Here is a 13,039-nt window from a genome sequence, read left to right on the forward strand (position 1 = left end):
CGGGCCTGGCGCTCGGCGCGGCCTCGGCGGGCGGCACGGCGGCGGCGCTGGAGTACGGCGGAGACGGCACCGGCCCGTACCCGTCCTCGGCGGCGCCCGTCCCCTTCCACGGCGAGCACCAGGCCGGGATCGCCACCGCCGTACAGGACCGGCTGCACTTCGCCGCGTTCGACGTGCTGACCGACGACCGTGCGGCGCTGGAGGATCTGCTGCGCCGCTGGACGCGCGCGGCGGCCCGGATGACGGCGGGACAGACGGTCGGCGCGGGAGCGGTCGGCGGTCCGGGCGAGGCGCCGCCCGACGACACCGGCGAGGCCCTCGGACTGCCGCCCTCACGGCTCACGTTGACCTTCGGCCTCGGCCCGACCCTCTTCGAGGACGGCAAGGGTGCCGACCGCTTCGGCATCCGCGACCGGCGGCCCGCCGCCCTCGCGGACCTGCCGCACTTTCCCGGCGACGACCTCGACGAGAAGCGCAGCGGCGGCGATCTGTGCGTCCAGGCGTGCGCGGACGACCCGCAGGTCGCGGTGCACGCCGTACGCAACCTGGCGCGCATCGGCTTCGGCAAGGTCGCGGTGCGCTGGTCGCAGCTCGGCTTCGGGAAGACGTCCTCGACGACGCCCGGCGCGCAGACGCCGCGCAACCTCTTCGGGTTCAAGGACGGCACACGCAACATCTCCGGCGACGACGAGACAGCACTGAAGCGCCATGTGTGGGTGGGCGGCAAGGACGGGCCGGAGTGGATGACGGGCGGCTCCTACCTCGTGGCCCGCCGCATCCGCATGAACATCGAGATCTGGGACCGTACGCCGCTGGCCGAACAGGAGGCGATCTTCGGCCGCAGCAAGGGCGAGGGCGCTCCGGCGGGCCGCAAGCGCGAACGCGACCCCGTACGGCTCTCGGCGATGGCGCCCTACGCCCATGTACGGCTGGCGCACCCGGACTCCAACGGCGGCGTGCGCATCCTGCGGCGCGGCTACAACTTCACCGACGGCACGGACGGGTTGGGCCGGCTGGAGGCGGGGCTGTTCTTCCTCGCGTACCAGCGTGACGTGCGGGAGGGCTTCATCCCCCTCCAGCGGCACCTCGCGCGGAAGGACACCGAGCTCAACGAGTACATCCAGCACGTGGGTTCGGCGGTGTTCGCGGTGCCGCCGGGTGTCCGCGGCCCGGACGACTGGTGGGCCCGGCAGCTCTTCTCCTGACTCCGCTCCGACCCGCGTCCGCATGCTCACGGAAGGAAAACGGCGTGTTCGGCAACTACTTGATCGGCCTGCGCGAGGGGCTGGAGGCCAGCCTGGTCGTCTGCATCCTCGTCGCCTACCTCGTCAAGACGGACAACAGGGCGAGCCTGCGCCCCGTCTGGACGGGCGTGGGTCTCGCGGTCGGGCTGAGCCTGGCCTTCGGCGCGGGACTCCAATTCGGCACGCAGGAGCTGACGTTCACCGCTCAGGAGGCGATCGGCGGCTCGCTGTCGATCGTCGCCGTGGGACTGGTGACGTGGATGGTCTTCTGGATGCGGCGCACCGCCCGGCATCTCAAGGCGGAGCTGGAGGGCAGGCTCGACTCGGCGCTCGCGATGGGCACGGGCGCGCTGGTGGCGACGGCGTTCCTGGCCGTGGGGCGCGAGGGCATCGAGACGTCGCTGTTCGTATGGCGGTCCGTGGACGCCGCGGACGACGGCGCGAAGCCGATGCTGGGCGCGGTGCTGGGCATCCTCACCGCGGTGGTGATGGGCTGGCTGTTCTACCGGGGTGCGCTGCGGATCAATCTGGCGCGGTTCTTCACCTGGACCGGCGGGTTGCTGATCGTCGTCGCGGCGGGCGTTCTCGCCTACGGCGTCCACGACTTGCAGGAGGCGCGGTTCCTCGGCGGTCTGGAGACCAAGGCGTTCGACGTCAGCGAGGCGGTGCCCGTGGACAGTTGGTACGGCGTGCTGCTGAAGGGCACCGTCAACTTCCAGCCCGACCCGACCGTGGTCCAGGCGTGTGTCTGGGTGCTGTACGTGGTGCCGGTGCTCGTCCTCTTCCTGCGCCGCCCCAAGTCGCCGCGGCAGCCCGCGAGAAGCGCGGAGGGCACGGCGGACGGCGCGGCAGGCGGTACGGCCCAGAGCCCGGCCGGGGCACCGGCACAGGAACCGGCCGACGGCGCGGACGGGAGCGGTGAGAGCTCCGACGAGCCGTCCACGCGGACGAGTTGAGCCGCACCGCCCGCCCCGTACGTCCGCACTCACGCAACGGATTCCGTGCCCCGGCGCCCGTCCCCGGCGCCGGGGCACACGTGTGCCACCTGTCACTTGTCACGTGCGGTGCACAATCGGATTGGCGGCCGTGCGAGGGGGAATGGAGTCCCAGCGGCCGTCGCCGCCCCCGCCTCCCGGCCGGCTCCGGGATCTTCACAACCCGCCGCGGCGCCGAAGTTCCAGAGGTTTCAGTGGTATTGACATGTGAAACCTCAAGGCGGCCTCAAAATGTCTTTTCCAAAACGGTCATACATGTAGAAGCATGCCTTACTCGGGCGGCTGAGAACCCTTGTGACCATTGACCACCGCTGTTGCGGCATGGAACTCTACGGGCGTTGGGCGAGAACCTGTGAAGCCGAAGCGGGGGCTTTGTCAAAATGAATACTCGTATTGTGATCGGCGACGAGAGACGTCTTTACTCGGAAGCCATCGCGGCGACGCTCAATCTTGTCCACGATTTCGATGTCGTCGCGACCGTAAACAACAGCAGGGAAATAGTTCCGACAGTTCTCAGGCTGCTTCCCGCAGTGACTGTGCTGGGCACGAACACAACGGGCCGCGCCGGGCGATGCCTGGCGGACGAATTGCGGACCGCGATTCCGCGGTGCCGCATCGCCGTCATCGGGTCGAGCCCCGGCGCCCCCGCCAGGCGCCAGGAGGCCGCGGCGCCCGGCTTGCTGAGCGTCGTGCCCGACAATGCGGCGCTGCCGCAACTGGTGAATACGATCCGCGCGCTCGTGGCGAGCAACAACGGCAGGGCAACCGCCCAGTCCTCCGTCGCCCCCCTCGACGCGTCACTGATACGCCAGCCGTCCTGCAACGGCCGGTCCCTCAGCACCAGGGAAAAAGAAGTGCTTCGGCTGACCGCCGGCGGCGCACCCGTACGGGAAATCGCCGCGGAACTGTTCCTCTCCCCCGGCACCGTACGGAATGTGACCTCCAGCGCGATCAAGAAGCTCGGCGGCCGGAACCGCTTCGACGCGGCGTGCATCGCGAGCAAACGCGGCTGGCTGTGAACTTCCGGGCGGCGCGGCCGTGCAGTCTTCCGCCCGTGCCGCCCGGATTCCAACGCGTGCCGCGCGGGGGCGTATCCGCGCGGCATGGCGAATCGTGACCAAGTGCACCCTTGACACCACACTGCGCACGAACGTTACTGGTTCTCTGCCTTATCGGCGGACAACGATGTCAACATCTCCCGGGGAGCGGTCACGTGCGGCAGAGGCGCCCACACAACTCACGAGGCAGCTCCAGCTCCGGCAGAGTCTGCGCCGCACTGCTCGTCACGGCACTGCTGGTGGTGACGGGACAGGGCACGGCCGAGGCCGGACCTCCCCGGCAGCATCCCCAACAGCCGCACGCGCCAAGCGAGTCCGGCGGCAGGTTCCACTCCTCCTTCGAACCGGACGACCCCGCCCCGGACTGGAAGGACAGCGTCGAGACCGCGCCCGGCGGCGAGAAGATGACCGACGGCGTCGAGCGCGACTCCGCCCCCGGCACACCGGGCATGAGCAGCCACACCGGCACCGGCCCCGCGTCCTCGCCGACCGCCAAGGAGAAGGCGGGCTTCACCGGTACGCACTCGCTGCGCTTCGCCGGCGAGCACACCGCGAGCGGCCACGGCTACTCCTACAACCGCGTCTTCGACGTCAACGTCCGCGTCGGCGCCCGTACTTCGCTCTCGTACAAGCTCTTCCCCGAGCTGCCGAAGACCGACCTCGACTACCCCGCCACACACGCCTCCCTCGATCTCGCCTTCACCGACGGCACGTATCTGAGCGACCTGGGCGCCGAGGACCAGTACGGCGATCCGCTCACCCCGCACGGCCAGGCCGACGCCAAGACGCTGTACGCGAACCAGTGGAACAACCGTGAGGCGCGGATCGGCGCCGTCGCTGCGGGCAAGACGATCGACCGGATCCTCGTCGCCTACGACTCCCCGAAGGGCGGCAGTTCGTTCCGCGGCTGGGTCGACGACGTCTCGATCGGCCCGAAGGCGCCCGAGAAGCGCCCGGCGCATCTGTCCGACTACGCCGAGACCACACGCGGCACCAACTCCAGCGGCGAGTTCTCCCGCGGCAACACCTTCCCCGCCACCGCGCTCCCCGGCGGCTTCAACTTCTGGACCCCGGTGACCGATGCGGGCTCCACGGACTGGCTCTACGAGTACGCGCGCAAGAACAACGCCGACAACCACCCCACGCTGCAGGCCTTCAGCGCCAGCCACGAGCCCAGCCCCTGGATGGGCGACCGGCAGACCTTCCAGGTGATGCCGTCGGCCGCGGCCGGCAAGCCCGACGCGTCCCGCAAGGCCCGCGCCCTGCCCTTCCAGCACAGCAACGAGACGGCCAGGCCGCACTATTACGGCGTCACCTCCGACAGCGGGCTGCGCACGCAGATCACGCCGACCGACCACGCCGCGATGATGCGCTTCACCTTCCCCGGCGACGACGCGAACCTCGTCTTCGACAACGTCGACAACCGCGGCGGCCTCACACTCGACAAGGACAAGGGCACCGTCACCGGCTTCTCCGACGTCAAGAGCGGTCTGTCGGTGGGCGCCACCCGCATGTTCGTCTACGCACGCTTCGACTCCTCCGTCAGCGGCGGCGGCAAGCTGGAGGGCGGCGGCGGCAAGGACGTCACCGGCTATCTCCGCTTCAAGCCGGGCTCGGACCGTACGGTCACGATGCGCATCGCCACCTCGCTGATCAGCGTCGACCAGGCGAAGGCCAACCTGGAGCGGGAGATCCCGGCGGGCACGTCCTTCGGCACGGTGCGGCAGCGCGCCCAGCAGAAGTGGGACGACCTGCTGGGACGCATCGAGGTCGAGGGCGCCACGCGCGACCAGCTCACCACGCTCTACTCCAGCCTCTACCGGCTCTACCTCTACCCCAACTCCGGTTCGGAGCGGGTCGGTTCGCGCGAGCGCTACGCCAGCCCCGTCGCCAAGCCCACCGGCAAGGACACCCCGACGCACACCGGCTCGAAGATCGTCGACGGGAGCGTGTACGTCAACAACGGCTTCTGGGACACCTATCGCACGACCTGGCCCGCCTACTCCTTCCTCACCCCGAAGCGCGCGGGGAAGATGGCCGACGGCTTCGTCCAGCAGTACAAGGACGGCGGCTGGATCTCCCGCTGGTCCTCGCCGGGTTACGCGGACCTGATGACCGGCACCAGTTCCGACGTGGCCTTCGCGGACGCCTACGGCAAGGGCGTGCAGTTCGACGCCGAGGCCGCCTACGACGCCGCGGTCAAGAACGCCACGGTCGCGCCGCCCCGTTCGGGCGTGGGACGCAAGGGCATGGCCACCTCCCCCTTCACCGGCTACACCAGCACCGCGACGGGCGAGGGCATGTCCTGGGCGCTGGAGGGCTACCTCAACGACTTCGGCATCGCCCGCATGGGCAGGACGCTCTACCGCAAGACCCACAAGGCCCGCTACAAGGCCGAGTCGGCGTACTTCATGGGCCGCGCCCGCAACTACGTGAAGCACTTCGACAAGGGCGTCGGCTTCTTCCAGGGCAAGGACGCGGACGGCGAATGGCGCCTGCCGCCAAGCGAGTTCGACCCGCGGGTGTGGGGCCACGACTACACCGAGACCAACGGCTGGACCTTCGCCTTCACCGCCCCGCAGGACACCCGGGGCCTGGCGAACCTCTACGGCGGCCGGGCGGCGCTGGCGAAGAAGCTCGACACGTACTTCTCGACGCCGGAGACCGCGTCCAAGGAGTTCGCCGGATCGTACGGGGACGTCATCCACGAGATGACCGAGGCCCGCGACACCCGCATGGGCATGTACGGGCACAGCAACCAGCCCTCGCACCACATCGCCTACACCTACGACGCCGCCGGACAGCCGTGGAAGGCCCAGCGGAAGGTGCGCGAGGTGCTCTCCCGGCTCTACCTCGGCAGCGAGATCGGCCAGGGCCACCCCGGCGACGAGGACAACGGCGAGATGTCCGCCTGGTACGTCTTCAGCGCCCTCGGCTTCTACCCGCTGGTGATGGGTTCGCCCGAATACGCCGTCGGATCACCGCTGTTCACCAAGGCGACCGTCCATCTGGAGAACGGACGCGACCTGGTGGTGAAGGCGCCGCGCAACAGCAAGCGCAACGTCTACGTGCAGGGCCTGCGGGTCGACGGCAAGGACTGGCACTCCACCGCGCTGCCGCACCGGCTGCTCGCGCGCGGCGGCACCCTCGAGTTCGACATGGGCCCCAAGCCCTCCCGCTGGGGCACCGGCGAGAAGAACGCGCCGTCCTCCATCACCAAGGACGCGAAGGTCCCCTCGCCGCCGGGCGATGTGACCGTGCCCTCGGACGGGAAGCCGCTGCTGGATAACACCTCCGCGACCCGCGGGACCTTCTCCACCACCGAGTTGGAGGTCGAGCCCGCCGCACGCGGTAAGCGCGTCGCCTCCTACACGCTCACCTCGGCGGACGCGAAGGACGCTCCGCACGGCTGGAAGCTGGAGGGCTCCCGCGACGGCAAGCGGTGGAAGACGCTCGACCGGCGCCGGGAGGAGAACTTCCGCTGGGACCGGCAGACCCGGGTCTTCGACGTCGCCCGTCCCGGCGCCTACCGGCACTACCGGCTCGTGCCCGCCGGGCCCTCCTCGGTGCTCTCGGAGATCGAACTCCTCGGCTGATCCGGCGCACGCATGCCGGGGCGGCAGCGGGGGACCCGGTGGCGATGATGTCGCTGGGTCTGCCCGAGTCCGTACGCGCCTGTCTCTTCGACCTTGACGGGGTGCTCACCAGGACGGCCGTGGTGCACGCGGCCGCCTGGAAGGAGACCTTCGACGACTTCCTGCGCGACCGGGACGGCGAGGGCTTCCGGCCCTTCAGCCCACAGGACTACGACCGGTACGTGGACGGACGGCCCCGCGACGACGGCGTCCGCACCTTCCTCGCCTCGCGCGGCGTCCGCCTCCCGGAGGGCGGCGCGGACGATCCTCCCGGACGGGAGAGCGTGCGCGGCCTGGGCGAGCGCAAGAACGAACTGCTGCTGGAGAAGATCCACAAGGAGGGCGTGGAGGCGTATCCGGGCTCGGTGCGCTATGTGCACGCGGTGCGCGAGGCCGGGCTGCGCACGGCCGTCGTCTCCTCCAGCCGGAACTGCCGCGACGTACTGGTCTCCGTGGGCATCGAGGACCTCTTCGACGTACGTGTCGACGGCGTCGTGGCCGCCGAGCGGGCGCTGCCCGGCAAGCCTGCCCCCGACACCTTCCTCGCCGCCGCGCGCGACCTCGGCCTGGAGGCCGCCGACTGCGCCGTCTTCGAGGACGCGCTGGCCGGCATGGACGCGGGCCGTGCCGGGGGCTTCGGATATGTGGTGGGCGTGGACCGCACCGGCCAGGCACGCGAGCTGCGCCGGCACGGCGCGGACACCGTCGTGACGGACCTGGCCGTGCTGCCGGAGGCCGGTGCCGCCGCCCCCGGCGCCACCGGTACACCCGGCGGAGCCGGAGGATTCGGAGCAGGCGGCGCCCCTTCCGGATCCGGCACCAGCACCAGCACCGGCCCCGGCACCGCTCCGCCCGCCCCGTCCGGTCAGGAGGACTCCCCGTGATCAGCCACCGTGCGTACGCCTGCGAGCCCTGGACGCTGCGCGAGACCGGGCTCAATCTGGACGTGCTGCCGCAGAGCGAGTCCGTCTTCGCCCTCTCCAACGGCCACGTCGGCTGGCGCGGCAACCTCGACGAGGGCGAACCGCACGGCCTGCCCGGCTCCTATCTCAACGGCGTGCACGAGCTGCATCCCCTGCCGTACGCCGAGGCCGGCTACGGCTATCCCGAGTCGGGCCAGACCGTCATCAACGTCACCAACGGCAAGATCGTGCGGCTGCTCGTCGACGACGAGCCCTTCGACGTGCGCTACGGCAAACTCCTCTCCCACGAGCGCGTACTGGATCTGCGCAGCGGACTGCTGCACCGCACCTGCGAGTGGACCTCACCGGCGGGCAGCACCGTGCGGGTGCGCTCGACGCGGCTGGTCTCCTTCACCCAACGCGCCGTCGCCGCCGTCGCGTTCGAGGTGGAACCGGTGGACGACGAGGTGCGCGTCGTCGTCCAGTCCGAACTGGTCGCCAACGAACAGCTCCCCGACATCAAGGGCGACCCCCGCGCCGCCGCCGCGCTCGAATCGCCCCTGAAACCGGAGGAGAACCTCGCCGCCGGCAACCGGCTGCGGCTCGTGCACAGCACCAAGCGCAGCGGACTGCGCGTCGCCGCCGCCGCGGACCACGTCGTCGAGGGGCCGTCCACGACCCGTACGTCCAGCGAGAGCGGCGAGAACGTCAGCCGCCTCACGGTCACGTCGGTGCTCCGGCCCGGCACCCCGCTGCGGGTGGAGAAGACGGTCGCCTACGGCTGGTCGAGCGTGCGGTCCCTGCCCGCCGTACGGGACCAGGTGGACGCCGCGCTGGCGGGGGCGCGCAGCACCGGCTGGGACGGGCTCGTCGCTCAACAGCGCGCGTACCTCGACGACTTCTGGTCCCGCTCGGACGTCGAGGTGGACGGCGACGCGGAGATCCAGCAGGCGGTGCGCTTCGGCCTCTTCCACGTACTGCAGGCCGGTGCCCGCGCCGAGCAGCGCGCCATCCCGGCGAAGGGCCTCACGGGCTCCGGATACGACGGGCACTCCTTCTGGGACACCGAGACCTTCGTGCTGGCGCTGCTGACCTACACCTCGCCGCAGTCGGTCGCCGAGGCGCTGCGCTGGCGGTACGACACACTGCCCGCGGCGCGCGAGCGGGCACACCAACTCGGGCTGCGGGGCGCGGCGTTCCCGTGGCGGACGATCGACGGGTCGGAGTGCTCGGCGTACTGGCCGGCGGGCACCGCGGCCTTCCATGTGAACGCGGACATCGCCGACGCGGTGGTGCGGTACGTGGCCGCCACGGGCGACGACGACTTCGAGCGGGAGACGGGGGTGCCGATCCTCGTGGAGACCGCTCGGCTGTGGCACTCGCTGGGCCACCACGACCACCTCGGCGCCTTCCACTTCGACGGGGTCACGGGCCCCGACGAGTACAGCGCCGTCGCGGACGACAACATCTACACCAACCTCATGGCGCGCGCGAACCTGCGGGCGGCCGCCGACGCCGTCGACCGGCACCCCGACCAGGCCGCCGCGTTCGGCGTCGACCTGGAGGAGACGGCCGCGTGGCGGGACGCCGCGGACGCGGTGGCCCTCCCGTACAACGAAGACCTCGGTGTGCACGAGCAGTCGGCCGACTTCACCGGCCACCAGATCTGGGACTTCGCGGACACCCGGCCCGACCAGTACCCGCTGATGCTGCACTTCCCCTACTTCGAGCTGTACCGCAAGCAGGTCGTCAAGCAGGCCGACCTGGTGCTGGCGATGTGCCGCCACGGCGAGGAGTTCGACGACGAGCACAAGGCACGCAACTTCGAGTACTACGAGCAGCTCACCGTGCGGGACTCCTCGCTCTCCGCGTGCTGGCAGTCGGTGATGGCGGCCGAGGTCGGTCATCTGCGGCTCGCCTACGACTACTTGGGCGAGGCCGCGCTGATGGACCTGGCCGACCTGGAGAACAACACCCGCGACGGGCTGCACATCGCCTCCCTCGCCGGTACGTGGACGGCGCTCGTCGCCGGGTTCGGCGGGATGCGGCACGCGTCGGGGACGCTGGAGTTCGCCCCCAAGCTGCCGGAGCGGCTCTCGCGGCTCGCCTTCACCGTGCAGATGCTGGGGCGGCGGCTGCGGGTCGAGATCAGCGACTCCACCGCCACGTACACGCTGGTCGAGGGCTCTCCGCTGGAGATCTGCCACTACGGCGAGCACTTCACCGTACGCAGCGGCAAGCCCGCCACCCGCACGGTACGGCGGATCCCCTCGCGTCCCGGACCGAAGCAGCCGCACGGGCGGCGCCCGGTGAGCCGGCACTGAGGCGCCGGAGCCGCGTTGGGGCCGCGCAGGATCCGCGGATCCGCGCCGAGTTGAGCTGAGTCAAGCCGAGCCGAGTCTGTGCGCCACGCACAAAAGCATGCGGAACGGCCCGGGATGGGGCAGCATGCGTACGCCCGCTGTGGCACCCCGTTCGTGACCTGTCCCCATTTCCCCACCGCACACAGGGAGTCGCACGATGCGTACCGGAATCCAGCGATGGGCGGCCGCCGTCGGCACTCCCCTGGCGCTGCTCGCGGTGGCCGGCTGCGGAACGCAGCAGGATTCCGGCGGCGCGTCGCATCTGGACGGGCGGAGCGTCTCCTCGACCAACGACTCGGAGCGGGACGGGGAGTTGGGCCGTGCGTCCGGCGAGACCTCCCGGGACTCCGGTGAGCGCGGTGACGGCGCCCTCGGCGAAACGGCCGGGCCGGGCGGCGAGTTGGGCCCGGAGGACGGACTGAGCGCGGAGGAGGGACGCGTTCCGGCGCAGTGGCCCGCCGACGACGTGACGGGGACGGTCCCGCGGCGCGGCGACGGACGCGGTACGCGCACGGACCCCGTACGGATCACCTACGACGCACAGGGCGCGGCCGGGTTCGCGCGCGCCGTCCGCGCGGGAGCCGCGGCGTGGGACGAGCGGGTCCCCGAGATCGAACTGCGGCCCGCGAGGGAGGGGACCGAGCCGGACGTCCGCATCGTCGCCGCCAAGGGCTGGCCCTCCGCGGCGCCCGAGGGATCCTCGCCCGGCAAGGGCACCGTCGTCATCGGGCGCAGGGCGCTGGCGCAGGGGTACGACGCGATCCGGATCGTCTCCCACGAACTGGGCCATCTGCTCGGCCTGGAGGACGACCAGCCCGGGCCGTGCTCCAGCGTGATGTCGGGCAAGTCGGCCGGCACCGCCTGCACGGACGCGACGCCGAGCGCCGCCGAAGTGCGGGAGGTGCGGCGCAACTTCAGGGCGGCGGCGGAGGTCGGCTGACACCACGCGGACGGAAGCCGGACGCGCGGTCAGGGGCTCCAGACCATCGTCCGCTGGTGTACCCGCCCACCCTGGTGGCGCAGACCGGGCACCAGCGGGGTGTCCCCGTACGGCACGAAGCCCATGCGCTCGAAGAACCGCACGGCGCGGGTGTTCTCGGCCAGGGTCAGCAGATGGCAGCCCGGTGAGCCGTTCTCCCGCAGCCGCCGGAACCACGCGGCCATCAGCCCGTCCGAGGCGCCCGTGCCGCGCGCGGACGGCGCGACGTTGATGTGCAGATGCGCCGGCCAGCGCTCGTCGGTGAAGTCGGACGCGGTCCGCTCGCCCCGCAGCGCGGCGCGGCCGATGTCGAGAGCGCTGCGCACGAGGAAGGCCGCCGGGCGGGGCCGCAGCAGCAGCCGGTAGCGGCGTACGGCCAGCGCGACGCGTTCGCTCTCGCGCGGGAAGTTCGCGTGGTGGAGGTTCCCCGCGAGATAGCCCACGAGCACGCCGTCCGCCTCGGCGACGAACAGCGACTCCGGTTCCAGGTCCATGTACGCCTCGAGGTAGATCGCCGCCTCCGACTCCTCGTGCCCCCACATCGACGCCGTCGGCGCGCCCTCGCCCGCCCTGCCGAACAGCTCGCGCAGCGCGGCGCGGTCGGCCTCCGTGAACGTACGGATCTCCGTCACGCCGACCCACTCCCGTCCGCCGCCTCGCCGCCCGCCGACCGCCGACCGCCGCCCGTGACCCGGCCGCCGGGGACGGCACAGCCTCTCACGCCGGGCGCTCCCGCCCCTGGTCAGACGCAGCGCGGCCTCGTACGCACCAACGTACGGACGACCGGCCGGAGACGGCCCGTCAGCGGGCGACGGACCCTCAACCCCGAGGTCCCGCACTCCGGTTGGCGAAGCGATCGGAGCGTCCGCGGAGCACGTCCTGCCGGGAGAGCCACACCACACACCGCCCGCGGGCCGTGTGACCCTTCTCTCCGCGATCACCCCGCACGCGCTCGCTTGTCCGGTTCGCACCCATCCGGATGACCTGCGTCGATGGTTCCCAGTAACGCCTTGAGAGACACGATCGATCACTCGTGGCGGTTTTTGCCCGTCCGCGTCGGTGTGCTTACGGTCGCCACCGCTCGACACGTTCGCCACAGGACATGGGGCGAACTCCTCGACCGTTAGGAAACATTCACCATGATGTTCTCCGGCAACAGCCGCACCCGCGGACCTGTACGGGCCGCCCGCCTCGCCGTGCTCACCGGTGTCGCAGGCGCCGCCGTCGCCCTTCCGATGGTGACCGCGCCCGGCGCGCAGGCCGCCTCCGTCGGCACCTGGGACAAGGTCGCCGAGTGCGAGTCCAGCGGCAACTGGCAGGCGAACACAGGCAACGGCTACTACGGCGGCCTCCAGTTCTCCGCATCGAGCTGGAAGGCGGCCGGCGGCACGCAGTACGCGCCGCGCGCCGACCAGGCCACCAAGGAACAACAGATCGCCACCGCGGAGAAGTTGCTCCGCCAGCAGGGCCCGGGCGCCTGGGCCTGCGCCGGGCAGGCCGGGCTGAGCGCGGACGGCGCGCCCGCAAACGTCAAGACGGGCGGCGGCTCGTCCGACGCGTCGAAGTCCTCCGGCGCCTCGGGCTCGCGGCAGGGCGGTGCGCAGTCGCCGGGCAAGGGCGGCTACACCGTCCGCCCCGGTGACACGCTCGGCTCCATCGCGTCCTCGCACGGCGTCGACTGGAAGCGGCTCTACGAGAAGAACAAGTCCGTCATCGGCGGCGACGTCGATCTGATCCAGCCGGGTCAGAAGCTGCGGATCGGCTGAGCCCGCAGGGCCCGGCCCGGATTCAGTCCGACTCGGATTCGGTCCGGCAGGCCCGTCCCGTACGGCCGCGGCTCGCGCCCCCTCCCCCGAGGGCGCG

At 71.2% G+C, this 13,039-nt stretch carries 8 protein-coding genes and 1 pseudogene; 8 read left to right on the top strand and 1 reads right to left on the bottom strand.

Going from position 1 to position 13,039, the window contains the following annotated elements; genetic code table 11:
- From efeB to AN218_RS20845, 7 genes and pseudogenes are all read left to right on the top strand, one after another.
- Positions 1–1,205, top strand: a 1,205-nt coding sequence (gene efeB / locus AN218_RS20815; RefSeq protein WP_070018416.1) for an iron uptake transporter deferrochelatase/peroxidase subunit, incomplete at its 5' end; no start/stop codon positions are given.
- A 44-nt stretch (positions 1,206–1,249) separates the two neighbouring features.
- The gene (efeU, locus tag AN218_RS20820) at positions 1,250–2,200 is read left to right on the top strand and encodes an iron uptake transporter permease EfeU (RefSeq protein ID WP_070018417.1); all 951 of its coding nucleotides are present in this window, start codon (positions 1,250–1,252) and stop codon (positions 2,198–2,200) included.
- Positions 2,201–2,634: 434 nt separating this feature from the next.
- Positions 2,635–3,258, top strand: coding sequence for a helix-turn-helix transcriptional regulator (locus AN218_RS20825; RefSeq protein ID WP_244900563.1), 624 nt, complete (start codon positions 2,635–2,637; stop codon positions 3,256–3,258).
- Positions 3,259–3,452: 194 nt separating this feature from the next.
- Entirely contained in the window at positions 3,453–6,893 is a 3,441-nt protein-coding gene (locus tag AN218_RS20830; RefSeq protein ID WP_070018419.1) for a GH92 family glycosyl hydrolase, read from the top strand.
- Between the two features lie 44 nt (positions 6,894–6,937).
- Positions 6,938–7,666 (top strand): annotated as a pseudogene (locus AN218_RS20835) (HAD family hydrolase); the annotation flags it as partial.
- A 146-nt stretch (positions 7,667–7,812) separates the two neighbouring features.
- Positions 7,813–10,158: a glycoside hydrolase family 65 protein gene (locus AN218_RS20840; RefSeq protein ID WP_070018420.1), complete on the top strand. Its 2,346-nt coding sequence runs from the start codon at positions 7,813–7,815 to the stop codon at positions 10,156–10,158.
- 196 nt (positions 10,159–10,354) lie between these two features.
- On the top strand, positions 10,355–11,137 hold the full coding sequence (locus tag AN218_RS20845; protein WP_070018421.1) for a snapalysin family zinc-dependent metalloprotease: 783 nt from the start codon (positions 10,355–10,357) through the stop codon (positions 11,135–11,137).
- 29 nt (positions 11,138–11,166) lie between these two features.
- On the opposite strand, the gene AN218_RS20850 is transcribed toward AN218_RS20845, so the two are convergent.
- Entirely contained in the window at positions 11,167–11,808 is a 642-nt protein-coding gene (locus tag AN218_RS20850; RefSeq protein WP_070018422.1) for a GNAT family N-acetyltransferase, read from the bottom strand.
- 507 nt (positions 11,809–12,315) lie between these two features.
- Between AN218_RS20850 and AN218_RS20855 the strand changes: the two genes are divergently transcribed.
- On the top strand, positions 12,316–12,942 hold the full coding sequence (locus AN218_RS20855) for a LysM peptidoglycan-binding domain-containing protein (protein WP_070018423.1): 627 nt from the start codon (positions 12,316–12,318) through the stop codon (positions 12,940–12,942).
- Positions 12,943–13,039 lie beyond the last annotated feature (97 nt).

Origin of the sequence: Streptomyces nanshensis, assembly GCF_001751255.1 — a bacterium.
In the GTDB taxonomy this organism is placed as follows: domain Bacteria; phylum Actinomycetota; class Actinomycetes; order Streptomycetales; family Streptomycetaceae; genus Streptomyces; species Streptomyces nanshensis_A.